We start from the raw sequence: 24,103 nt of genomic DNA, 5'->3' as shown, positions 1-24,103 counted from the left end.
TGGTCTTGAAGGATTTTCAGATGGACTGCAGCTTGCGTGAAACGTGCGCAATGAAGCGGGCGCGATCCTGCGCGGTGACGGCGTTCATGTCGTGCAACTGCAGCCAGGTCACCTTGCATCGCCACGCGAACAAGGCACGCAACGCGCGGGTGAACAGGCGCCGCCCCGGATCGCCGATCGCGAACACGAACCAGCGCGGCGAGCCGCCCGTGGTCACTACCGTCAGCCGCCGGATATGCCGCAGGCCCGACTTCACCGCTTGTCCCTTGCGCTCCGCCGGCAGGAAGGCAACGCCCGGCAGCCATACCCGCTCCAGCCAGCCTTTGAGCATCGACGGCGGGCCATGGAACCACGTGGGGTAGACGAACACCAGGTGTTCAGCCCAGAGCAGTGCTTCGACATGGGGCTTCACGCGCTCGCGGATCAGTTCCGGGTTGTCGATGTAGGCAATGCGCTCCTGGCACGTCAGCGTGGGATCGAAGCCTTCGGCATAGAGGTCGATGGCTTTCACGGCATGCCGGGGCGCGAGCGTCTCGAGGGCGGTCTGGTAGAGCGCGTGGTTGAAGCTGTCGGGGTTCGGATGGCAGTGGATGACGAGCGTTTTCATGAGGAGACCTCCGCTCGCCGACGCCTACTTCCCGGCGAGTTGCTTGCGGATGTCGAGGCCGACGCCCTTGTTCACGAACTGCGTCGTCGCAACTTTCGACAGGTCGATCTCGCCCGGCTTGTAGAGACCGGCCTTGACCATCTTTTCGTAGAAGTCCTTGATGCGCGCTTCGTCCATGGCGCCGATGCCGCGGGTCAGCGATTCACCGCTGTCGACGATGCCCATCTTCTTGATGAGTTCGATCGAGCCCTGCGACGAAGCGACCGGCGAGTCGGGGTTGAGCTTGGCGATCATCTCGTTGGCGGCCTTGTTGTCGCCGTAGAGGTAGTTGTTCCAGCCGATGATCGAGGCCTCGATGAACTTGCGCACTGTCTCGGGTTTGTTCTTGATGAGGTCGGCGCGCGTCTCGATGGTGTTGGCATAGGTCGAGAAGCCATGATCGGCCAGCAGGTACACCACCGGGTCGAAGCCCGCCTGGGCCTTGATCGACAGCGGCTCGGAGATGGCGTAGCCCTGCTGGATCGACTTCTTGTCGGCCAGGAAGGGCCCGACGTTGAAGGTGTACGGCTTGAGTTGCGCGTCCTTGAAGCCATGCTCCGACTTCATCCACTGCCAGAAGCTGAACTGGCCGTCCTTGCCGATGAAGGCGACGGGCGCCTTGGTCAGGTCCTTGAAGGTGTCGTAGCCCTGGCCGGGGTGGGCAAAGATGGCCTGCGGGTCCTTCTGGAAGAAGCTCGCGACCACCACCGTGGGCACGCCGTTCTTCACGTTGTCGAAGGATTGCAGCAGGTTGCCGGTCATCAGGAAGTCGACTTTGCCGGCCGGCAGCATCGGACGGTTATTGACCATCGGGCCGCCTTGCTGGATGTCGACGTCGAGCCCGTACTTCTTGTAGGTGCCATCCACCAGCGCCTGGTAGAAGCCGCCGTGGCCGGCCTGTGCTTTCCAGTTGGTGGCGAACACGACTTTCTCCTGCGCCTGCGCCGTGAAGGCGGCGCCTGCGAGGGCCAGGCCGAGCGTGAAGCCGCGCAAGAGCGGTGAGGTGGGGGTGTGCATGGCTGCGGGTCTCCTGGTGTGATGGATGGGTATGGAATCGGGTCAGCGGTCGCGGGCCATCGAGGCGTCCCAGCCGCGCGTCTTGCCGGGGTTCATGAGCCCCATCGGGTCGCTGCGCTTCTTGAAATCGATCTGCTGCGTGTCGATGGTCTTCATGCCGCCGTCCTCGATGGTCACGACGTGCGGGTTGAAGATCTTGCAGCCGCCTTGCGACTCGATCTCGCGGATGACTTCGTACTGGTGCGCCTCGCCCTTCCAGCGCACCAGCAGGATGCCAAAGGTGCCGCACTCGCCATTGGCGCGCGCGAAGTCCTGGTGCTGCAGCACGTCGTCGCCAAAGAGGGCGAGGTGCCGCTCGACCACGGCCGGATCGAAGGGCTGCGCATAGGCCACCTGCAGATAGGTCCAGCTGCGATCGGCCTTGAGCGCCTGCAGCGTCGTGTGATTGAACGCGCATTCGTAGGCGGGCGGCAGGCCCTCGGCCAGCAGCTCGGCCTCGGTGCCGGCGACGGAGATGCTGCCGCCGAGCGACTCGGCCAGCGCGCGGAAGTCCGCCATCGAATCGGGCGAGACCATCGCAAACACCGCATGCCGGTCGGCGGGAAAGCGATCGCGCATGGACTTGTAGTAGGGCGAGAAGCGCGCCTCGACCGTGGACAGCAGGAAGATGTCCAGCGTCGGTGCCTGCGCCGCGATGCCGAAGTCGAGCGCGCCGCGGTAGGTCTCGAACAGCACCGTGCAATGAACCCATTCGACGGCGGGGCTCAGGGCCACTTCCACGTCGAGGATCACGCCGTTGGTGCCATAGGCATGGTGTACCTGCTGGATCTCGTCGCCCACCAGTTCGATGATGCGCGGCTCGCGCTCCACCGTCATCACGCGTGCCCGCAACAGGTTGCCGGGGTCGCGCAGGATGCCGTGGCGGAACGAGCCGATGCCACCGAAGCCACCCGCGATGAAGCCGCCGATGGAGGCCACATGCCAGGTCGAGGGCCACATGCGCAGGGCCTGCCCGGTCTCCCGCGCCGTCAGGTCGATGTCGTGCATGCGTGCACCGGCCTCGACGCGGATGCGGCCTTCGCCGATGTCGAGCACCCGGCACATCTGTGTCACGTCGAGCACGATGCCGCCTTCGAGCGGCACGCACTGGCCGTAGTTGCCGGTGCCGCCGGCACGCACGGTGAGCGGCAGCTTCCACTTCGCGGCCACGGCGGCGGCCTGTCGCACGTCCGCCTCGGTGCTGACCTTGACGACCAGGTCGGCCACGCAATCGGCGAGTTGCGCGCTGAGGATGGGGCTGTACCAGAAGAAGTCCTTGGACAACTGCTTGCGCTGGCTGGGCGCGGTGATCAGGTTGAGCCCGCGCAGTTCATGGCGCACGGCATCCCAGTCCACAACGCGTGCGGCCGATTGCTCCGTCAGGCTGATGACGTCCACGGTTTCGACCTCGATCGCCGGTTCAGCGTTCACGGCGCATCTCGCTTTCATGCCAGTGGCCCAGCACCATGCGCGACAGTGCGGCGAACACGATGAAGATCACGATGCCCAGCAGGGACACCAGCAGCAGCGCCGCGAACATCATCGGGATCTCGGTGCGGAAGCTCGATTCCAGGATGCGCGAGGCCAGCCCGGTTTCCTTGCCCGCCGTGCCGGCCGTGAACTCCGCCACCACCGCGCCGATCAGGCTCAAGCCGCCCGCGATCTTCAGCCCCGCCATGAAGTAGGGCAGCGCGCTGGGCGCCAGCAGGTAGCGGAAGGTCTGCCAGGGCGAGGCCTTGTAGAGCTGGAACAGGTCGCGCAGGTTGCTGTCGGCGCTCTTCAGCCCGATGACGGTGTTCGACAGGATCGGGAAGAAGGCCACGATCCAGGCGCACAGCAGCAGCGCCGCCGTGGTGTTCGACACGTAGATCAGGATCAGCGGCGCGATCGCGATGATCGGCGTCACCTGCAGGATCACCGCGATCGGGAACAGCCCGATCTCGACCCACTTGAACAGCGCGAAGGCGATCGCCAGTAGCACGCCGCCGACGATGGCCGCCGTGAGCGCGAGCAGGGTGAGCTTGACGGTGAACCACAGCGCGCTGGACAGCGAATCCCAGTTGTCGAACAGCGTACGCAGGATCAGCGACGGCGCGGGCAGGATGTAGTGGGGGATGTCGTTGGCACGCACCATCCATTCCCAGGCCAGCAGCAGCGCGAAGACGATGACCGCGGGCACGGCCATGCGCAACATCGACTCGCGCCGGCGCAGCTTGTCTTCACGCGCACGCAGCATCTCTGCGGACGGCGTGGCCTCGGTGGTGTTCACGGGCGCCACGGGTTCAATGATCGATGTCGAGGCCATGGAGCGCTCCACGCAAGGATTGGGACACCGCCGTGCAATGGGCGTTGTAGCGGCTCGAGGTGCGGAACTCCTCGCCGCGCGGATAGGGTTCGTCGATGCGGATCTCGTCGATCACCCGGCCCGGCCGCGCCGCCATCACGACGATGCGGTTCGACAGGTACACCGACTCGTAGACGCTGTGCGTGACGAAGACGATCGAGAAGCGGTGCTCCTTCCAGATCGCGAGCAGGTCGTTGTTGAGCTTGATGCGCGTCATCTCGTCGAGCGCGGCAAAGGGCTCGTCCATCAGCAGCAGCCGTGGATGCGTGACCAGCGCGCGGGCGATCGACACGCGCATCTTCATGCCGCCCGACAACTCGCGCGGATAGACGTCGGCAAAGCGCGTGAGGCCCACCAGTTCGAGCACCTGCTGCACCACGGGCGCGGCGGCGTCACGGCTCACGCCGGTGAGCTTGAGCGGCAGCCAGACGTTGTCGAACACCTTGGTCCAGGGCATCAGCGTTGGCTCCTGGAACACGAAGCCGAGGTCGCGATCGCTCGTGCCCTTGACGCTGTTGGCATCCGACCAGCGCATCTCGCCGGAACTGATGCGGGTGAGACCGGCAATGAGCCGCAGCGCGGTGCTCTTGCCGCAGCCCGAGGGGCCGAGGAAGCTGATGAAGTCGTGCTCGCCGACATCGAGGTTCATGCCCTGCAGGGCCAGCGTTCCGTTGCCGAAGCGCTTGCCGACGTTGCGCAGGCTGACCAGCGACGCGGTGGCGGATGGCGTGTGGCTTTCCATGGTGGCTCCCCGGGTCATGGGCTCAGTGCCAGGCCGGCTCGTTGGCCAGGCGCTCGATGGGGAAGCGGTCGACCTCGTGGAGCAACTCGACAAAGCGGCGCCCGACGTGGTCGAGCACCGCGGCGCCCTTGCCGGCCGAGGCACGCGTGGCATCGCCTGCCGCGCCCTGCGGGTTGATGTCGTGCATCTGCCAGCCGAGCTTGCCGCTGGGCGTGATCGACAGGAACTTGCTTTCGTTGGCCATGTCTTCCGTCATCGAGCGGAAGTTCCGGAATTGGTCGCGACGCACATAGTCCGGCGTGAGGTGCAGCATCACCGAACTCTCCAGATCGCCGGCATGGATGCCGTGCTTGCCTTCATGCGCAGTGAAGAGGCCGTCCGGCAGGCCGAGGGTGTACCAGTTGGCTGCGACCACCATCATCCCGTGCGCCTCGCGCAGGTCGCGCGCGACGATGTCCATCACCGACATCTGGCCGCCGTGGCTGTTGTAGAGCACCAGCTTGCGCACGCCGGAACGTGCCACGCAGTCGCCGATGTCTTTCCACATCGAGATCAGCGTGGTGGCCGACACGGTCAGCGTGCCGGGGTAGCGCGAATGCTCGTTGCTCTTGCCGTAGGGCACGGTGGGCAGGAACAGCACCGGCAGGTCGTCGGGCAGGTGTGGCAGCGTGGCCTGCACCATGCCGTCGATGGTGGCCGTGTCGGTCGACATCGGCAGGTGGGGGCCGTGCTGCTCGGTGGCGCCGACGGGCAGCACCGCAATGAGCCGGTTGCGGTCCAGCCGCGAAAACTCTTCACTGGTCAGGTCGGACCAGAAGCGACTGCGTGGGCGGACGTGGGCCATGGGGTGCAACCTTCATCGTGGACGATGGCTAAATTTATCCATTCGGACAAAAATAATAACCTATCGTTTTCCCGTGGTCGCCTGCAACAGCCTGTAATTGCCCTTTGAGCCGCGTTCAGCGTACGGAGGAAGAATGTTTCGAGCGGTCAAAAATAAAGGCGAGCCCATGGGCTCGCCTTTCAGTGCGTGGCGGCGTCCCGCGCCGCGAAGGAGCTATCTGCTCAGGCCAGTAGATCCGCCAGCGTCCGCGCCACCACCTTGGTCGCACGGCGCAGGTCTTCCAGCACCAGCCGCTCGTCGCTGCGCTTGGCATGCGACTCCAGCACGGTGCGCGGGCCGGCGCCATAGATCACGCCGGGGATGCCGGCCTCGCCGTACAGCCGCACGTCGGTGTAGAGCGGCGTGCCGACGGCCTTCAGCGGCTCGCCGAAGATGTCCTGGCCGTGCTTCTGGATCGCATCCACCAGCGGCTTGTTGCCGGGCAGCGGCTGCATCGAGTTGGCCAGCAGCAGGCGCTTGATGTCGACCGTGATGCCGGCCATTTCCGCGGCGGCATCGGCGATCACCTTGCGGATGCTGGCCTCGACCTCGACCGGGTTCTCCTCCGGGATCATGCGGCGGTCCAGCTTGAGCACGACCTTGCCGGGCACCACGTTGGTGTTGGTGCCACCCTCGATGCGGCCGACGTTGAGGTAGGGGTGCGTGATGCCCGCGACTTTGGATGTGATCTGCTGGTAGAGCGTGTTTTGCGCATAGAGCGCCGTGAGGATCTTCGTCGCGCCTTGCAGCGCGTCGACGCCGGTGGTGGGGATGGCGGCGTGGGCCATCTTGCCATGCACCGTCACTTCCATCTGCAGGCAGCCGTTGTGCGCGGTGACGACCTCGTAGCTGAAGCCAGCGGCGATCATCAGGTCGGGTTTGGTCAGGCCCTTCTGCAAGAGCCAACCTGGGCCGAGCAGGCCGCCGAATTCTTCGTCGTAGGTGAAGTGCAGTTCGACACTGCCCTTGGTCGGCTTGGCGACGGCTTCCAAGGCGCGCAACGCAAAGGTGAAGCTCGCGAAGTCGCTCTTGCTGACCGCGGCGGCGCGGCCGTAGAGCGCGCCGTCGACGATCTCGCCGCCGTAGGGGTCATGCGTCCAGCCTTCGCCGGGCGGCACCACGTCGCCGTGGGCATTGAGCGCGACGGTGCGGCCTTCGCCGTACTTGCGGCGCACGATCAGGTTGGTGATGGATTCGAGGCCGTAGTCCTTTACTTCCTGCTCGGGCACGGCATGCTTCTCGGCGTCGAAGCCGAAGTCCTTCAGCAGTTCCGCGGTGCGTTCCGCATGCGGCGCGTTGTTGCCGGGCGGCGTGTCGGTGGGCACCTGCACCATCTGCTGCAGGAACTTCACTTCCTCGTCGAAGTGGGCGTCGATCCAGGCGTCGAGTTTGGCGTAGTCGGTCATTTTTTATTGGACGGTGAGGTTGTTGAGCAGGTGCTGGAAGGCTTCGACGGCGAGCTGCATGTCGTCCGAGGTGCTGGACTCCAGCGGGTTGTGGCTGATGCCCGAGTTGATGCCGCGCACGAAGAGCATGGCCTGCGGCATGACTTCGTGCAGCTTCATCGCGTCATGGCCGGCGCCGCTGGGCATGCGGAACAGCGGCAGGCCGAGCGAGCCAACTGCGTCTTCCCAGCGCTTCTGCCATTCGGGCGCGCTCGGTGCGGCGGCGGCACGCATCGTCTCTTCCAGCGTGTAGCGCACGCTGCGGCGCTCGCAGATTTCCTTCAACGCGGCCAGGATGTCGTTGGCCATGCTGTCGCGCTGCGCGTTGTTGGGCGCACGGATGTCCAGGCTGAACTTGCAGTTGCCCGGCACCACGTTGATGGAGCCGTTGGGCACTTGCAGCATGCCGACCGTGGCGACCGAGTCGCCATCCTTTGCGGCGCGCTGCTCGGCGAAGAGGATCAACTCCGCCACCGCCGCCGCCGCGTCGCAGCGACGGTCCATCGGCGTGGTGCCGGCGTGGCTGGCCATGCCGATGACTTCGCCAACGTAGCGCACGCTGCCGTTGATGGAGGTGACGATGCCGAGCGGCAGGTCCTTCTCGGTCAGCACCGGTCCCTGCTCGATGTGCACTTCGACAAAGCCGAGGTACTTCGACGGATCGCGCTGGATCTTGGGGATGTCTTCTTCCTTCAAGCCCGCGTGCTTCATCGCCTCGCGCATGGTGATGCCGTCCGCATCCTGCTGCTCCAGCCATTCGGGGTTGAAGTGACCGATGAGCGCGCCGGAACCGAGGAAGGTCGCCTTGTAGCGCTGCCCTTCCTCTTCCGCGAAGCCGACCACCTCGAAGGCGAAGGGCAGGCGCTTGCCCTGCCGCTTGAGTTCACGCACGCAGGCCATCGGCACGAAGATGCCGAGCCGGCCGTCGTACTTGCCGCCATTGCGCACCGTGTCGTAATGCGAGCCGGTGATCAGCGCCTTCGCGCCGGGCGTCGCGCCTTCATAGCGGCCGACCACGTTGCCGACCGCGTCGATGTGCACCGAGTCGAAGCCGCATTCGGTCATCCAGGTCGAGATCTGCGCGGCACAGGCACGGTGGGCATCCGTGAGATAGGTGACCGTGAGCTGGCCCAGTTCGCCATAGCCCGGATCGGTGTAGACCGCGAGTTGTTCCTGCCAGTCCCACACGTCGTTGCCGAGCGTGATGTCGCGGCCGAACTTGTCGTTCAGGCGGATCTCCGCGATGCGGTGGATGTTGCGCATCGCCTCGCCCAGTTCGAAGGCGGGATGGTGGTGCAGCCGGCGCTCGAAGGTCTCGATGATCGCTTTCTTGCCGAGCCCCGCGCCACGCGGGCCGCGCACCGCGAGGATGAAGGGAAAGCCGAACTTCTCGCCATAGGCCTTGTTGAGCCCGCGGATGTGCGCGAGTTCTTCCGGCGTGCAGTTGGTCAGCCCCGCCTTGCCTTGCTCGTTGGTCGACTCGGCCGTGAGCGTCTTGGCTTCCATCGCCTTGCCCGCGAGCTCTGGGTGGACGCGGATCAGGCCCAGCTTTTCTTCCTCGCTGGCGCGCTCCAGCACCTGGACCATCGCCAACTTCAGATGCGCGAGCGACTTGAAGGGCCGCTCGGCCAGCGCGCGCTCGCCCACCCAGGGCGAGTGCTCGTAGATGCCGTCGAGCATGGCGACGGCTTCAGGCGCCGAAGCGCTGTTCAGTTGTTCGATGGTCAGTGCCATGAGGGTCTCCCTTGTTAAGCCTTGAACGGATGCACTTTCTTCCAGTGCTGCGCGATGTCGATGCGGCGGCAGATCCAGACCTTGTCGTGCTTCTGCACATGGTCGAGGAAGCGCTTGAGCGCTCCGATGCGGCCGGGCTTGCCGAGCAGGCGGCAGTGCATGCCGATGCTCATCATCTTCGGCGCCTCTTCACCTTCCGCATACAGCGCGTCGAAGCTGTCGCGCAGGTAGTTGAAGAAGTGCTCGCCGGTGTTGAAGCCCTGGGCCTGCACGAAGCGCATGTCGTTGCAATCGAGCGAGTAGGGCACAACCAGGTGCGGCACCACGCTGCCGTCGGTTTTGGTGACTTGCGTCCAGAAGGGCAGGTCGTCGCCGTAGTAGTCGCTGTCGTATTCGTAGCCGCCGTGGTCGGCCAGCAGGCGGCGCGTGTTGGGGCTGTCGCGCCCGGTGTACCAGCCGAGCGGCCACTGGCCCTTGGTCATGTCGCGGATGACGTGCGTGGCCAGTTCCATGTGGCGCTTCTCGTTCGCGGCGGGCAGGTTCTGGTAGTGGATCCAGCGCAGGCCGTGGTTGGCGATCTCGTAGTCGTTCTTCAAGAACACGTCGAGCAATTCGGGGTAGCGCTGCAACGCCATGCCGACGCCGAAGATCGTCATCGGCAGCCCGCGCGATTCGAACTCGCGCAGGATGCGCCAGACGCCGGCGCGCGAGCCGTACTCGTACATCGACTCCATCGTCATGTGGCGGTTTTCGTAGGCCTGGGCGGTGACCAGTTCGGAGAGGAAGGTCTCCGAAGTCGGGTCGCCGTGCAGCACGTTGTTCTCGCCGCCTTCCTCGTAGTTGAGGACGAACTGGACGGCGATCTTCGCGCCGTTGGGCCATTGGGCATGGGGAACATTGCGGCCATAGCCGACCATGTCCCGTGGGTAGGGAGTCTTGGGTGAATCGCTCATGATGGGTTGCGTCGCTAAGACAACGCGAGGGAAATGTCGTTCGTCGGAACCTTGCGGTCGAAGGTCAGGTTGGCCTCGACATGCTCAAGGTGTTCGGTCATCAGGCGCACTGCGCGTTCTTCGTCCCTCGCCGCCAGCGCTTTCACGATGTCGGCGTGCTCATCATTCGAATGTTCTGCTGCACTGGCGCTCTGGTACATCAAGGTGATGAGCGCGCAGCGTGAAATCAGCTCTCCCAGTATCTGGGCCAGCACCGTGTTGCCCATGAGTTCCGCCATGCGCACATGGAAGTCCCCCAGCAACTCGGTGCGGCCCGAGATGTCCTCGCCTTGGACGGCGGATTTCTCCAATGCCACGTGTTCCTTCAGCGCCTTGATCTTGGCCGGCGTGACCGTGCGCACGAATGCGCGCGTCATCTCCGCCTCGAGCATGCGGCGCACCGCGAACACCTGCTTGGCTTCATCCACCGCCGGCGCCGCCACGAAGGCGCCGCGCGCGGGCTCCAGGCGGATCAATCGGTTCTGCGACAACTGGAACAGGGCCTGCCTGACCAGCGTGCGCGACACGCCGAAATGGTCCGCCAGCTTCTGCTCGGCCAGCTTGGTGCCGGGCTGCAGGCGGTGGTCGACGATCGCTTTGGTGAGCGCGTCGACGATGGATCGGGTGGCGGATGAAGTCTCCATGATTTTTATGATAGCCCCAAAGTGAATAACTGTATACACTTTTGTCCACCGGAATTTTCCGCGGCAAGATTCGAGGAGCAAGACCATGGGCTTGAGCACCCACGTACTGGACACGATGCATGGCGGCCCGGCCGCCGGCATGTCGGTGGCGCTGTACACCACCGACGGCGAGCAGGCGACGCTGGTGCGCCAGTTCACGCTGAACCACGACGGCCGCAGCGACGGCCCGCTGTACGACAACAACACCATCAAGGTCGGCACCTATCGGCTGGTGTTCGATGTGGCGGGCTATTTCAAGGCCAAGGGCGTGAAGCTGCCCGAGCCGAATTTTCTGAACAAGGTGGCGCTGGACTTCGGCGTGGCGCACACCGACCAGCACTACCACGTGCCGCTGCTGGTCAGCCCGTGGAGCTATTCCACCTATCGCGGCTCCTGATCAGAGTTGACCTTCGCTGAGAGTGTCGAGTTGGAATCGTCCATCCTTGTCCCACAGCCAGGTGTCCGTCCAGGTCACCTTGCCCAACTTCGTGGCCACGGGGAAGGGCGCGGCGGCGAGCACGGTGCGTTCGATTTCCTTGATGACCTCAGGGGCATGCTGAGGCGCGCGCATCCAGTGCATCGACTGCACCTTGCCGTTGGCGTCGACGTTGACTTCCAGCGTGCCGATCGCGTAGAGCAGGGCAGGAAGCTTGCCTTCGTAGATGCGTTGCGAATTGACGGCATACACGTGCCGCGCGGCATCGCGGCGGTATTCGCGCGGATTGGCGGCGTTGGACGGGCGGGGCGGCGTGCCGGGCGCGCTGCCCTTGGCGACGGTGGCATCGCTCAACTGGCCGGGGACCGTGGGGCCGCTGCTTCCGCAAGCGGCGAGAACCAGGGCGCAGAGCAGGGCGCCGGCGCGGGCGAGATGGCGATGGATGGGCGAGAAGTTCATCGGCGGGGTTATACCGCGCGCGTCCTGACCCGGGGCTGCGCGAGGTTTCGCAGCGTCGCGTACCGCATGAGGGCCCCAGGATGAGCGGCGACGTTGATTTGTTGCTCGACCGCCTGTCGAGGGAGGACGGCGTGCTCGTGCGCATCACGCGCACGCAGGGTTCCGCCCCGCGCGAGGCCGGCACCTGGATGGCGGTGTGGAAGGACGGGCTGACCGCCACCATCGGAGGCGGCCAACTCGAATTCCAGGCCACGCAGGAGGCGCGCGGCTGGCTTTTGGGCGGGACGCCGATCCCTGAAGTGCGCCGCTACCCGCTGGGCCCGAGCCTCGGCCAGTGTTGCGGCGGCGTGGTGTTTCTTTCATATCAATACATCACGGCAGCCGACCGTGCCGCGCTGCAGCAGGAACTCGTGGCCCGGCTGGCGCCGGTGGCGCTGTTCGGCGGCGGCCATGTCGGCGCGGCGTTGGCGCGCCTGCTGGCCGGCCTGCCGTATTCGGTGCGCTGGATCGACAGCCGCGATGGTGTCTTCCCCGAGACCCTGCCGGCCCAGGTCGAAACCGAGTACTCCGAGCCGGTGCAGGATGCGGTGGCGCAACTGGCGCCGGGTTCGCATGTGTTGATCATGAGCTTCAGCCATGCGGAAGACCTGGACATCGTCATCGCCTGCCTGCGACGCTTGCGCGAGCGGGACGACCTGCCCTACATCGGCCTGATCGGCAGCAAGACCAAATGGGCGACCTTCCGGCACCGGCTGGAGGCGCGCGGTTTCACGGAAGACGAGATGGCCAGGGTCACCTGCCCCATCGGCGTGCCCGGCATCACCGGCAAGGAGCCGGAGGTGATTGCGGTTGCAGTTGCGGCACAGTTGTTGCAACGACGCACCGTCTAAAAAATCCTGTACCAGGCGAACCGAAACTGTATACACTTCGGTTCACAAGCCGCAGCGGAGCGAGGGAATCGCGGCTTTCTTGCTGTTCACAGCCCCGCAGTGGTGAACGGTGACAAACATAATCGCGGCGCCATGCAGTGCCGCCAGGGTTGAGAGCATCATGGAAAGCTACTACCTCGATTGGGCCAATCTGCTCCTGCGTTGGGTCCACGTCATCACCGCGGTCGCCTGGATCGGCGCCTCCTTCTACTTCGTGATGCTGGACAACAGCCTCGAGAAGCCCGAGGACCAGGAATCGCTCGACAAGGGCGTGGGCGGCGAGCAATGGGCCGTGCACGGCGGCGGGTTCTACAACTCGCAGAAATACCTGCTGTCCCCCAAGAAACTGCCGGACCACCTGCACTGGTCGTACTGGGAGAGCTACACGACCTGGATCACCGGGTTCACGCTCTTCACCATGTCGTACCTGTGGAACGCGAGCACCTACCTCATCGACAAGAGCAAGATGGACTGGCAGCCGGGCGCGGCCATCGGCGTGGCGCTGGCCTTCTTCGTCGTGTTCTGGATGGTGTACGACGGCATCTGCCAGATCTTCGGCCGGCGCAAGAACGGGGACACCATCGTCGGCGTGCTGATCGCCGTGTTCATCGCGTTCGCGACCTGGCTGGCTTGCCACCTGTTCGCGGGCCGCGCAGCCTTCCTGCTGGTCGGCGCCATGATGGCCACGACCATGAGCGGCAATGTGTTCTTCTGGATCATTCCCGGCCAGCGCAAGAACGTCGCGGCATTGCGCGCCGGCCAGCCGGTCGACCCGGTGCATGGCCAGCGCGGCAAGCAGCGCAGCGTGCACAACACGTATTTCACGCTGCCGGTGCTGTTCGCGATGCTGAGCAACCACTACAGCTTCACCTACACGCACAAGTACAACTGGATCGTGCTGCTGCTGATCATGCTGGGCGGCGCGGCGATTCGCCAGTTCTTCGTGGTGCGCCATCGCTTCAAGCTGGGCAATGCGGGCAACCCGCTGCCGTATGCGCTGTTCGGCATCGCGGTGCTGGGCCTGACCATCGTGTGGATGAGGCCGGAACCGGCCGCGGCGCCGGCGCCGGGCGCGGTGGAGCAGAAGGTGTCCTTCGGCGAGGTGCAGAAGGTGCTGGAGCAACGCTGCTACATGTGCCACGGCACGGCCATGCAGATGAAGAACGTGCGCGTCGATTCGCCGGACCAGGTGGCCGCGCATGCGCAGGGCATCTACCAGCAGGTGGTGGTCACGAAGATCATGCCGATGAACAACGCCACCGGAATGACCGATGCGGAGCGGGCGTTGATCGGCAAGTGGTTCGACGCGGGTGCGCCGACGAAGTAGGCATACCGCCCATCGATTGAAGAAGGCCCCGGATTCGTGATGAATCCGGGGCTTTCTTCTTGGGGGGGGCCGGGGCGTGTCAGTGCCAGTTGGCGGCGATCACGCCTTCAAGCGCGGCCTGGAAGTCGGCCGGCAGGGTGTATTGGCCTGCGGGCGGCGCTTCGAACCCGGCCATCGCGTCCACGAGGTTCTGCACGTCGCTGTTGAGCAATGTCTTGCCGTCCTGGGTCTTGAACTGCTCGACGTTGGGGCCGCCGTAGGCCGCGTCGTACCACTGCTCCACCGTGAGTTCGACGTCCGTGCCGATGATGCTCACCAGCAGGTCATCGCCTTGCCGGGAAAACCAGAGCTGGTCGGCATGGATGCCGGTATCGGTGAACTGGACGACGTCATTGCCCATGTCCGTCCATTCGTTGTTCCATTCCCTCAGGTGGTCTTGTCCGCTTTGCAGGTCGACGAGGTAGATGTCGTCCCCTTCATCGCCCTGGAGGTAGTCGTTGCCCGGGCCGCCGTTCAGCACGTCGTTCCCACCGAAGCCGATGAGGGTGTCATCGCCTTCCGCGCCGACGAGGACATCGTTCCATTGCGAGCCATAGATCGTGTCGTTGCCGGGGGTCGTCTTCTGCTCCAGCAAGAGGGCTTGCACGTCTTGCGGGCGCAGGATGACGCCGTCGGTGAACATGAGCCCCTCGACCGTGCTTGCCACACCCAGGCCCAGGAAGTCGTCGATGTACAAGGTGTCGGATGTGGTCCCACTTTGCTCCTGATTTGCGATGCGGATCGAGAAAGGGGAGTAGGACGTGGCCTCGCCATAGACGACTTCGTCGCTCCGCGCGCCGACATTGACCCAGTCGATGTCCGTGGAAGGGCCGTAGGCCGATTCATGGATCGTGACGGTGCCCGAGCCCCTGCCAAAGACATACTGGTCGCTGCCGTCGCCACCCAGCATCAAACGAGCAAGCCCATTGCTCGTGCCGGGGTCCATCAGGTCGTCTCCACCGAGGCCGTAGATCGTCGAGGCGTACGGGTTGGCGATGATCCGGTCGCTGCCTTCGGTGCCGACGTTCGAACTCCAGCCGTTGTGGGGCAGGTAGGCGGTGATCGCGTCCGGGCCCGCCACGAGGCCGTCGGAGAACTGCAGCATCTGGATGGGCGCGAACACGGCCGGGTCGGCCGGGTCCTGGCTGAAGAAGCCGGGGATTTCCAGCTTTTCTGCTCCCCCGCCTGGCAAGTTCCAATCCTCCGGTGTCGAGTAGGGGTCCATCGGGAGGTAGACCGTCAAGTCCGGACCCTGTCGAAAGAGCGTGACCCTGTCGCTGGTCGCCCGGATGTCGACCCAGTCGATCTTGCCCGGCTTCGCATCCGCTGCATCCTCGATGATCCGGACGGATCCCGAGTAGTCTCCGAATATGTAGTGGTCGTTGCCGGCCCCGCCATGCAGCAGGACCTGGCGTTCCGATCCAAAGACGGAGTACAGCACGTCGTCACCTCCCAGGCCGAAAACCTCGGCCTGATTCACCGTTGCACCAAGTTCGTCATTGCCTTCAGTGCCGTAGATGGGATCGTGGCCCGGTGTCGGTGCCGGGAGGGGTACGTCGGGCGTGACCGGTTCGACGGCCTGGGGCCACATGTGGGGCCCGTTCTGGACCAACCTGTAGACATCTGCCGTCGAGATCACCCTGCCGTCGCTCGTGCGGAACTCGGCGATCGAGTAGGCCGGTCCGGCGATGTCGATCTGGATATCGGTGCCGAGGACCTTGACCTGCAATCCAAACTCGTCGGCGCGCGTGAATTCAATGTCGCTGGCGTCGATGCCGGGTCCGAATTGAACGACGTCCGCGCCGCTGGAGTCATGGATCAAATCGCGTCCGCTGTCGCGGTCGATCACATAGGTGTCGCTGCCGGATCCGCCGTAGAGCTTGTTGTTGCCGGGACCACCGTTCAAGGTGTCGTCGCCGTCGCCGCCATGGAGTTCGTCGTTGCCGGGGCCGCCATCGAGCTTGTCGTTCCCGCCACCGCCATAGAGCTGGTCGTTGCCCCCAAGCCCGAAGAGGACATCGTCCCCATCCGAGCCATGGATGAGGTCGTCGCCGGAGGTCGGTTGCCCCAACCGGAGTTGCACGTCTTCCGGGCGCACGACGACGCCGTCGGCAAACACCAACTGCTCGACTGTTCTTCCCTCGACGAACCCTCTGATCAGCAACTTGTCGGTCACGGTCCCGGGGTGCGCCGGATCCGGAATTCCGATCGAGAGATCCCAAACCCCCGAACTGTGGTCGAAGCCGTAGACCACTTCATCGCTTCGAACGCCGATGTCGACCCGGTCGACATCGGAGGCCGGCGCATCCCACACCTCGAAAACCCTGACGGTGCCCGAGCCTCTTCCAAAGACATATTGATCGCTGCCCTCACCGCCATGGAGGCCCGTCACGATGTCCGGGCCCTTGCTGCTGCCGGGGTCGAGCAGGTCGTCTCCGCCGAGGCCATAGATCACGGAGGAATAGGGGTTGGCGACGATATGGTCGTTGCCCTCGGTGCCTACGTTCGAGCTCCAGCCATTCCCTGGCAAGTACGCCGCCACCGCGTCCGGGCCGGCGACGAGGCCCTCGGAAAACACCAGCCCCTGGATGGGCGCGAACGATGTCGGATCAGCCGGGTCCTGGCCGAAGAAGCCGGGTATCTTGAGCTTGCTCACGCCGTAACCCGAATAAGTCCACAACCCAAGGTTGTCCGAAGAGTCCGGGGGAAGGTAGATCGTCAAATCCGAATCCTGGCGAAACAGCGTGACCCTGTCGCTGCGCGCCTGGATGTTGACCCAGTCGACCTTGCCCGGGGTCGCGTCCAGCGGGTCTTCGATGATCCTTGCCGATACCGATTGGGAGCCGAATACGTATTGGTCGTTGCCTGCGCCGCCGCGAAGAAGGAGGCTTCGAAAGCTTGGCCAGTGGGTGGGGGTGTTTGAATCCAGCAGGTCATCGCCTCCCAGGCCAAAAAGCTCTTGTCCCCAATCGGTCGCGGGCAAATAGTCCTTGCCCTCCGTGCCGTAGATGGGCGTGTAGCCGGGCGTTGGCGCCAGGGTGGCGGCGGCAGCCTGCTCGCCCGCCAGGGGCCAGGGGTGATCGCCGGGAGCACTGTCGACCAGGGTATTGACTGCCGCCTTCGAGACCACCTTGCCGTCACTCGTGCGGAATTCTGCGACCGCGTTTCCGCCTACGAAGTCGTCGTCCTCGTAGATATGGATCTCGGCATCGGTCCCGGCGACTTTCACCCGGAGCCCGCCATCGGCGTCGCGTTGAAATTCGATGTCGCTGGCGCGAATGCCGGGCCCGAACTGCACGACATCGGTTCCACCAGCGGTACTGATCGTGACACGGCCGCTGTCGCGATCGATCACATAGGTGTCGTTGCCGGTCTCGCCGTCGAGGTCGTTGTTGCCGGGGCCGCCGTTCAGGATGTCGTCTCCGGCACCGCCGTTGAGATAGTCGTCGCCGGTGTCGCCGTTCAGGATGTCGTTCCCGTCCCAGCCATAGAGAGTGTCGTTCCCTTGCAGGCCGGAGATCACATCGTTCCATCGCGAGCCGTGGATCAAGTCGTCACCGGAAGTGGCTGCCCCCGCCAGTCGGATGGCCTGGATATCTTCCGGGAGCTGGATGACGCCGTCGGTGAACATCAAGCCTTCGACCGTGTACCCGGAGAGGAAGCCGCGGATGAACAGTTTGTCGCTCACGGTGCCAGGTTGCGCGGGGTCCGGAATGTTGATCGAGGCGAGGTCTCCGTTTTGAAAGTCGTAGACGACTTCGTCGCTGCGAACGCCGATGTTGACCCAGTCGACGTCATCGGGAATGGCCACCAATTCGGTGACGACGACGGAACCCGATCCCCGGTTGAAGACATATTGGTCGCTGCCGGCACCGCCGACCAGGCGGCTCTCGACATCAGGCCCCTTGCTGGGGCCAGGGTCCATCAGGTCGTCTCCGCCCTGGCCATAGAGGACTGCCGAATAGGGATTGGAGACAAGCCAGTCGCTGCCTTCGGTGCCGACATTCGAGCTCCAGCCATTGGCCGGCAGGTATGCCGCCACCGCGTCCGGGCCCACGACCATGCCATCGGCGAACCACAGCATCTGCACAGGCTTGAAAGACGCAGGATCTGCCGGCTCCTGGCCGAAGAAGCCAGGTAGCTCCAGCTTGGCGGTGGCTGGGACAAGGACGGAGAGTGAGAGGCTGTAGTCCCCCAACTGATAGATCGTCAAGTCGGAATCATGGCGAAGAAGCGTGACTGACTTGCTGTCCCACCGGATGTCGACCCAGTCGACCTTGCCGGGACTGGCATCGATGGCGTCCTCGATGATGCGGGCTGAAGTAGCGACCCTGCCGTCATACACATAGTGGTCACTGCCCGCGCCGCCGCGCAGGATGACCTGGCGTGTTCTGTTGGCGCCGGAAGTGGAGTCCAACTGGTCATCGCCACCCAGCCCGAAGAGCTCCTGGTTCCCGCCTGTCGTGCCCAGGTAGTCCGGGCCTTGCGTGCCGTAGATGGAGGTGTAGCCGGGCGTGGGCGCGGGAAGGACCGTCGAGGCAGCAGCGGCCAGCGCCGCGGTCTGGGGCCAGGGCTTGTAAGTGTGCGTGTCAGCGCCCAGCATCTCGACGTCGGACATCGAAACGACCTGGCCATCGCTGGTGCGGAACCAGTCGATGGCGCTCGCTTGGGGATCGTAGATCGAGATACTCGTTTCCGTCCCTCGGATGCGAACGGCCAGTCGATCGTCGGCCCAGCGATAGAACTCGATGTCCTTGGCGTCGATGCCAGGTTCGAACTGGACCGTGTCGGATCCGACGTTGCCGGACCAACTGGTGGCATTGATCGAGTCGAAACCACCGTCGCGGCTGATGACGTAGGTGTCGTTGCCCGGCCCGCCGACCAGCACATCGTTGCCGGGTCCCCCATCCAGCGTGTCGTTGCCATAGCCACCGTAGAGCGCGTCGTCTCCGCCCCTGCCTTCCAGCAGGTCGTCGTCAGCGGTGCCGTAGATCACATCGTTGCCGGGTCCGCCTCCTTGTTGCGCCATGTAGGTCGCCAGGTCGCGGGGGCCGATGACGACGCCGTCCGATAACACCAGCCCCTGGATCGTGCCGGCCCAGTCGGGTCGGTCGGGGGATTCCAGGTCCGCGAAGAATCCACCGATCACGAGGACGTCCCTGGGGTTGTCGCGCAGGGTGATGCGCAACTCGTTGGACTCGCGTCGGATGTCGACCTCATCGCTGCGCGCGCCGATGTTCACCCAATCGGTCCTGTCCGGCGTGGCATCCTGTTCGAACTCATGGATCTCCACATAGGCGGAGCCCTTGTTGAAGACGTACTGGTCACTGCCCGCCCCGCCGTAAAGGTCGTGCCGGTAGCCCTTAGTTCCACCGTCGAGCAAGTCATCGCCGCCCAGGCCGAAAAGGGAGGAGGAAGTGTCGTCCGAGGCGACGAGATAGTCGCTGCCAGGGGTGCCGATTCGTTCGCTGGGGCCCCAGCCATCACCTGGCAGGACGGCGGCAAGGGCGTCCGGACCCACCACGACGCCATCGGAAAAGACCAGGGCCTGGATGGGCGCGTCCGCCGAGAAGAAGCCGGGGATCTCCAGCGTCTCCAGCGAGTTCTCCCATGAAGAAACGACGGGAATGTAGATCGTCAGGTCCGCGCCATGGCGGAAGGTCTTGACTTCGTCGCTGCCGACGTCGAACTTGACCCAGTCGACCTTGCCCGGCGTTGCATTCGTCGGGTCCTCGATGATGGTCGCCGCGCCGTACCGCTGGTCGAACACGTACTGGTCGCCGCCCGGGCCGCCATACAGCACATCGCTTTCGCCGATGGGGGCGCCACGGCCGTCGAGCAGGTCGTCGTCCTCGTGCCCGTAAATGTTCTCGGCCACGGTACGGTCTGAACCGCGCAGATCGTCCTTGCCTGGGGTGCCGATGATGTCGACACGCGTGCTTTGCATATTCGCTCCCTGTTGAAATGTGCGGCGATGCTAGACGGATGGCGGATGCGCGTCGTCCGCCAAAGGTCTACAGGGAGGGAAATCGATAGCTCCGCGGGCCGGCAAGCAATAGGCCCCCGGATTCGCAAAGGAGCCAGGGGCCTGAGTGGGGCGACAACCGCCAGTTCAGGCGGTGGCGCAAGGGCTTGCCGTGTCAGCGCGCGCCTGCCGCCAACTGCACCGCCAGCCGGTTGTGCCTTTCCACCAGCGGCCCCAGGTCCACCGTCGCCAACTGCCCTTCGCGCACGACCACGCGGCCGTTGACGATGGTCCATGCGCTGTTCGGGCTGGCGCACAGCAGCAGGCTCGCGACCGGGTCATGCACCGCGCCGCCGGCAAAGCCCAGCGTGCGCAAATCGAAGAGCGCGAGGTCGGCGCACATGCCCGGCGCGAGGTGGCCGATGTCGGGGCGGCCCAGCACTTCGGCGCCGCCGCGCGTGGCGACTTCGAGCGCGTTGCGCGCGGTCATCTCCGAAGGACCGTGGTCGCAGCCGAAGGGCTCCAGCGCGCGGCCGACACGGGCCAGCAGCAAGGCCTGCCGCGCCTCGTTGACCATGTGCGCGCCGTCGTTGCTGGCGCTGCCGTCCACGCCGAGGCCGACCGGCACGCCGGCATCGATCATCTTGCGGATGGGCGCGATGCCCGAGGCCAGGCGCATGTTGCTGCAGGGGCAGTGGGCGACGCCGGTCCGGGTCTTCGCGAACAGCGCGATGCCTTTGGCGTCCAGCTTCACGCAGTGCGCGTGCCACACGTCGTGGCCCAGCCAGCCGAGGTCCTGCGCGTACTCGGTGGGGGTGCAGTTGAACTTCTCTCGGCTGTAGGCGATGTCGTGGTCGTTCTCGGCAAGGTGGGTGTGCAGGCGCACGCCAAATTGGCGCGCCAGCACGGCCGATTCGCGCATCAGGTCGCGGCTGACGCTGAAGGGCGAGCAGGGCGCCACGGCGACGTTGACCATGGCGCCATGCGCCTTGTCGTGGAAGGTCTCGATGAGGCGCTGCGTGTCCTTGAGGATCGCGTCCTCCTTCTCGACCACGCTGTCGGGCGGCAGGCCCCCCTGCGACTTGCCCACGCTCATGCTGCCGCGCGTGGCGACGAAGCGCATGCCGATCTGGCGCGCGGCCTCGATGCTGTCGTCCAGGCGTACGCCGTTGGGATAGATGTAGAGGTGGTCGCTGCTGGTGGTGCAGCCCGAGAGCAGCAACTCGGCCATGGCCAGTTGCGTGGACACCTGCACCATCTCAGGCGTGAGGCCGGCCCAGATCGGGTACAGGCCGCGCAGCCAGGAGAACAGTTCCGCGTCCTGCACGCCGGGGATGGCGCGTGTGAGCGACTGGTACATATGGTGGTGCGTGTTGACCAGCCCCGGTACCACGAGGTGGCCGCGCGCGTCGATGATCTCGTCAGCAGAGGGGGGCATGTCCGCGTCGGCGCCGATGGCCTCGATGCGGTGATCCCGGATATAAATCGACGCATGCCGCAGTTCGGTGCGTTGATCGTCGAAGGTGGCTATGCACTCTGCATTTCGAATCAATAGCGTGCTCATGGCGCGGTGAATCCCTGATTGAACAAGGCACAAATGATCGCATCAAACACTGGCTTGCAGACATCGCCGGACCCGCGTGCGCAGCCGCGCGAATTCCTGGAGCACCTGTATCGCGTGGCGGTGGATCGGGCGCTGCCCTTGTCCACGATGGGCGCGTACTTGCCGGCGCCGCCCAAGGGCCGCACGCTGGTGCTGGGCGCGGGCAAGGCGGGCGGTTCGATGGCGCAGGCGCTGGAGGCGCTGTGGCCTGCGGACGCGCCGCTGTCGGGCCTGGTGGTCACGCGCTATGAGCACATCCCGCCACGGCCTGAAGGCTTGCCGCAACGCATCGAGATCGTCGAGGCCGCGCACCCGGTGCCGGATGCGGCGGGCGAGCAGGCGGCACAGCGCATCCTGGCGCTGGCCCAGGGGCTCACGGCCGACGATCTGGTGCTGTGCCTGATCTCGGGCGGTGGCTCGTCCCTGCTGGTGCTGCCGGCCGAAGGGCTCACGCTGGCCGACAAGCAGCGCATCAACAAGCAACTGCTCGACAGCGGCGCGGGCATCGGCGAGATGAACTGCGTGCGCAAGCACCTGTCACGTATCAAGGGGGGCAGGCTGGCCGCGGCCTGCGCGCCGGCCAAGGTGGTGACGCTGACGATCAGCGACGTGCCGGGCGATGACCCGGCCATCATCGCCAGCGGTCCGACGGTGCCGGATGAAAGCACCTGCGCCGATGCGCTGGCGATCCTCGACCGCTATCGCATCGAGATCCCCGCGCCGGTGCGGGCGAGCCTCGAAAGCGGCGCGCTGGAAACGCCGGACCCGAAGGATCCGATCTTTGCGACGAACGAGGTGCACCTCTTCGCCACGCCGCAGCAGTCGCTGGAAGCCGCCGCCGCGGCGGCGCGGGCGGCGGGGATCGAGGCGCACATCCTCAGCGACGAGATCGAAGGCGAGTCGCGCGAAGTCGGAAAGGTGCATGCGGCGCTGGCGCGTGCCGTGGCGCATCGGGGAGCGCCCTTTGCGCGGCCCTGCGTGATCCTGTCCGGGGGCGAGACGACAGTGACGATCCGGCCGCGCCAGCCCGGGCAGGCCAAGGGGCGCGGCGGCCGTGCGGGTGAGTTCTGCATGGGGCTGGCGGGCGCGCTGATGGGGCAGGCGTCGGTCTGGGCGCTGGCCGCCGACACCGACGGCATCGACGGCGTGGAAGACAACGCGGGCGCCTTCGTCGCGCCCGACACGCTGGCGCGCGCGCAGGCCACAGGCAGGAAGCTCAGCGACCACCTGGACCGCAATGACGCCTACGGTTACTTCGACGCGATCGGTGATCTGCTGGTGACGGGGCCGACCCACACCAACGTCAACGACTTCCGCGCGATGTTGGTCTTGTAGTCGCCCTGGCGGATCGCTTCGCGCGCCTGGCCGGGTCGGCCTTGCCGCGCGCTTTCGCCGACGGGGCCACGGCGTCGGTCGGCAGCCGGCCCATGATCAACTCGGCCATCGGCGAGGGCGTGCGGCCTCGCAGCGTCACGACGCCCATGACCGCGGAAGCCGGCGGCAAGCCGTCGACATGGAGTTGCTGGAGGCTGCCGCCCTCCACCTCCTGCGCGACGGCGACATGGGGCAGCATCACGGCCGAATCGCATTCGGGCACCAGGCGCTTGAGCAAGGCGGGATCGTCGCATTCGACCGCCAGTGCCAGCTCGTCGGCCGAGCCCAGCCCGAGCATGCGCGCGAGCACGCGGCGCTTGGCGTTCGGTAGTCGCACGGAGAGAACGCCGTACTCCCACACCTGGTTCAGCGTGACGACGGGCTGCGCGAGGAGCGGATGGCCGGCGCGCACGTAGAAGCCGGCAGGCTCCTGGCGCAAGGGGCGGATCTGCAGGCCAGGGTCGGCGGGCAGGTCGGTGATGTCGGCGACGACGAATTCGATGTCCTCCTCGAGCAGCCGCTTGAGCAACAGTTGCCAGTTGCTGATCTCCACCCGCACGTTGATGTCCGGAAACTCGCGCCGCAGCGATGCCAGCAGCGGTGCCGCGAAGCTGGCCGCGGCAAACGGTCCCAGGCCGAAGGCCGTGTCGCCGAGGCCATGGCTGCGGTAGAGCTGAATGTCGCGTTCGATGCAGCGACTGCTGAACACCAATTGGCGCGCACGTTCGACGACGAATTCACCAGCCGGCGTCGGCACGATGTCATGCCCGCGGCGGTCGAACAGCAGCAGCCCGAGCTCCGACTCCGCGGCCTGGATGCTGCGCGTCAGGGCGGGTTGGCTGAGGTGCACCTGCTCGGCCGCGCGCACGAAGCTGCGCCGGTCGGCAACGGCGACGATGTGCGTCCAGCGCCGGAGGTCCATGGGGGATGTCCTGTCGCCAGTTGCGGCGAATGCATCGATCGTAGCTGTGCGATGCAATACAAGGCAACGCAAGCCGGCGGGGCAACCACCGCCCTCTGGCTCCTGCAGCTTCAGGAAGCCTCTTCAGAAAGTCGGCGCAACGATCTGGTTGGTCTGATGGATCCTGGCCAACGCTTCCTCGGTGTCGGAGAGGTGGAGGCGGAAGTGCGTGGCGAAGGCATCGTGCGAATGCTGCACCGCCAGGTAGGCGGGGCTGCCCTCGACGGGCGGCGGCTCGATGAGGCCGCCCGGGGCTGGCAGCACCGCGCAGAAGAAGGGCAGCGAAATCGCGGCGAGCAAAGACGTGCGAAAGAAGGAAATGGCGTGTTCCATGTCGACTCCTTGGCATGCGACCGATGGTGCAATGGCTCATGGTCGCTCCGACGCGGCAGGAAAGCAAAGGTGCAGACGGCGTATACGCCGATTGCCCTAACCCATCGAGGGGAGGTGCATCGCCGCCGATACGGTCCGCGAGGCCGGCCGGA

General features: G+C 65.4%; 19 protein-coding genes. 4 read left to right on the top strand and 15 right to left on the bottom strand.

Annotated elements, in window-relative coordinates; all coding sequences use genetic code 11:
- Nucleotides 1–16: 16 nt before the first annotated feature.
- The 10 genes from WKW79_RS31230 to WKW79_RS31185 all read right to left on the bottom strand — a co-directional run bounded on the left by WKW79_RS31230 (nucleotide 17) and on the right by WKW79_RS31185 (nucleotide 10,495).
- Nucleotides 17–607 (bottom strand): NAD(P)H-dependent oxidoreductase, encoded by a 591-nt coding sequence (locus WKW79_RS31230; protein ID WP_340339124.1) that lies wholly within the window; start codon nucleotides 605–607, stop codon nucleotides 17–19.
- Nucleotides 608–631: 24 nt separating this feature from the next.
- Nucleotides 632–1,663 carry an ABC transporter substrate-binding protein gene (locus WKW79_RS31225; protein ID WP_340339123.1) on the bottom strand — a complete coding sequence of 344 codons (1,032 nt, stop codon included), beginning with the start codon at nucleotides 1,661–1,663 and terminating at the stop codon, nucleotides 632–634.
- Nucleotides 1,664–1,705: 42 nt separating this feature from the next.
- The gene (locus tag WKW79_RS31220) at nucleotides 1,706–3,133 is read right to left on the bottom strand and encodes an FAD-binding oxidoreductase (RefSeq protein WP_340339122.1); all 1,428 of its coding nucleotides are present in this window, start codon (nucleotides 3,131–3,133) and stop codon (nucleotides 1,706–1,708) included.
- Nucleotides 3,123–4,007 (bottom strand): ABC transporter permease, encoded by an 885-nt coding sequence (locus tag WKW79_RS31215; RefSeq protein ID WP_340339121.1) that lies wholly within the window; start codon nucleotides 4,005–4,007, stop codon nucleotides 3,123–3,125. Before WKW79_RS31215 ends, WKW79_RS31220 begins: the two co-directional genes overlap by 11 nt.
- The gene (locus tag WKW79_RS31210; RefSeq protein WP_340339120.1) at nucleotides 3,985–4,788 is read right to left on the bottom strand and encodes an ABC transporter ATP-binding protein; all 804 of its coding nucleotides are present in this window, start codon (nucleotides 4,786–4,788) and stop codon (nucleotides 3,985–3,987) included. Before WKW79_RS31210 ends, WKW79_RS31215 begins: the two co-directional genes overlap by 23 nt.
- Nucleotides 4,789–4,810: 22 nt before the next feature.
- Nucleotides 4,811–5,632 carry a creatininase family protein gene (locus WKW79_RS31205; protein ID WP_340339119.1) on the bottom strand — a complete coding sequence of 274 codons (822 nt, stop codon included), beginning with the start codon at nucleotides 5,630–5,632 and terminating at the stop codon, nucleotides 4,811–4,813.
- 221 nt (nucleotides 5,633–5,853) lie between these two features.
- Nucleotides 5,854–7,077, bottom strand: coding sequence for a M20 family metallopeptidase (locus tag WKW79_RS31200; protein WP_340339118.1), 1,224 nt, complete (start codon nucleotides 7,075–7,077; stop codon nucleotides 5,854–5,856).
- A 3-nt stretch (nucleotides 7,078–7,080) separates the two neighbouring features.
- A complete protein-coding gene (uraD, locus tag WKW79_RS31195) occupies nucleotides 7,081–8,850 on the bottom strand; it encodes a 2-oxo-4-hydroxy-4-carboxy-5-ureidoimidazoline decarboxylase (protein WP_340339117.1) in 1,770 nt (589 codons plus the stop codon).
- A 14-nt stretch (nucleotides 8,851–8,864) separates the two neighbouring features.
- Nucleotides 8,865–9,803 carry an allantoinase PuuE gene (puuE, locus tag WKW79_RS31190; RefSeq protein ID WP_340339116.1) on the bottom strand — a complete coding sequence of 313 codons (939 nt, stop codon included), beginning with the start codon at nucleotides 9,801–9,803 and terminating at the stop codon, nucleotides 8,865–8,867.
- 14 nt (nucleotides 9,804–9,817) lie between these two features.
- Nucleotides 9,818–10,495: a GntR family transcriptional regulator gene (locus tag WKW79_RS31185; protein WP_422823992.1), complete on the bottom strand. Its 678-nt coding sequence runs from the start codon at nucleotides 10,493–10,495 to the stop codon at nucleotides 9,818–9,820.
- Nucleotides 10,496–10,571: 76 nt separating this feature from the next.
- Between WKW79_RS31185 and uraH the strand changes: the two genes are divergently transcribed.
- Complete coding sequence (gene uraH / locus WKW79_RS31180) at nucleotides 10,572–10,922, top strand: hydroxyisourate hydrolase (RefSeq protein ID WP_340339115.1); 351 nt, start codon at nucleotides 10,572–10,574, stop codon at nucleotides 10,920–10,922.
- On the opposite strand, the gene WKW79_RS31175 is transcribed toward uraH, so the two are convergent.
- Complete coding sequence (locus WKW79_RS31175; protein WP_340339114.1) at nucleotides 10,923–11,420, bottom strand: hypothetical protein; 498 nt, start codon at nucleotides 11,418–11,420, stop codon at nucleotides 10,923–10,925. It lies immediately after the preceding gene.
- 80 nt (nucleotides 11,421–11,500) lie between these two features.
- On the opposite strand from WKW79_RS31175, the gene xdhC reads away from it, so the two are divergent.
- The gene (xdhC, locus tag WKW79_RS31170; RefSeq protein ID WP_340339113.1) at nucleotides 11,501–12,310 is read left to right on the top strand and encodes a xanthine dehydrogenase accessory protein XdhC; all 810 of its coding nucleotides are present in this window, start codon (nucleotides 11,501–11,503) and stop codon (nucleotides 12,308–12,310) included.
- 160 nt (nucleotides 12,311–12,470) lie between these two features.
- A complete protein-coding gene (locus WKW79_RS31165) occupies nucleotides 12,471–13,676 on the top strand; it encodes a urate hydroxylase PuuD (protein WP_340339112.1) in 1,206 nt (401 codons plus the stop codon).
- Nucleotides 13,677–13,755: 79 nt separating this feature from the next.
- Here WKW79_RS31165 and WKW79_RS31160 read toward each other — a convergent pair whose 3' ends face one another.
- Entirely contained in the window at nucleotides 13,756–19,662 is a 5,907-nt protein-coding gene (locus WKW79_RS31160; protein ID WP_340339111.1) for a calcium-binding protein, read from the bottom strand.
- A gap of 193 nt (nucleotides 19,663–19,855) precedes the next feature.
- On the bottom strand, nucleotides 19,856–21,244 hold the full coding sequence (locus WKW79_RS31155) for an 8-oxoguanine deaminase (protein WP_340339110.1): 1,389 nt from the start codon (nucleotides 21,242–21,244) through the stop codon (nucleotides 19,856–19,858).
- A 33-nt stretch (nucleotides 21,245–21,277) separates the two neighbouring features.
- Here WKW79_RS31155 and WKW79_RS31150 point away from each other — a divergent pair, with 33 nt between their 5' ends.
- Entirely contained in the window at nucleotides 21,278–22,618 is a 1,341-nt protein-coding gene (locus tag WKW79_RS31150) for a glycerate kinase type-2 family protein (RefSeq protein WP_340339109.1), read from the top strand.
- On the opposite strand, the gene WKW79_RS31145 is transcribed toward WKW79_RS31150, so the two are convergent.
- Nucleotides 22,587–23,579, bottom strand: coding sequence for a LysR family transcriptional regulator (locus WKW79_RS31145; protein WP_340339108.1), 993 nt, complete (start codon nucleotides 23,577–23,579; stop codon nucleotides 22,587–22,589). The genes WKW79_RS31150 and WKW79_RS31145 overlap by 32 nt on opposite strands.
- Nucleotides 23,580–23,702: 123 nt before the next feature.
- A complete protein-coding gene (locus WKW79_RS31140) occupies nucleotides 23,703–23,951 on the bottom strand; it encodes a hypothetical protein (protein WP_340339107.1) in 249 nt (82 codons plus the stop codon).
- Between the last annotated feature and the right edge of the window lie 152 nt (nucleotides 23,952–24,103).

This window comes from Variovorax robiniae (assembly GCF_037889955.1).
Classification (GTDB): domain Bacteria; phylum Pseudomonadota; class Gammaproteobacteria; order Burkholderiales; family Burkholderiaceae_C; genus Variovorax; species Variovorax robiniae.
Note: the sequence above shows the minus strand (reverse complement) of the source record. Positions and strands in the feature narration are given on the sequence as shown.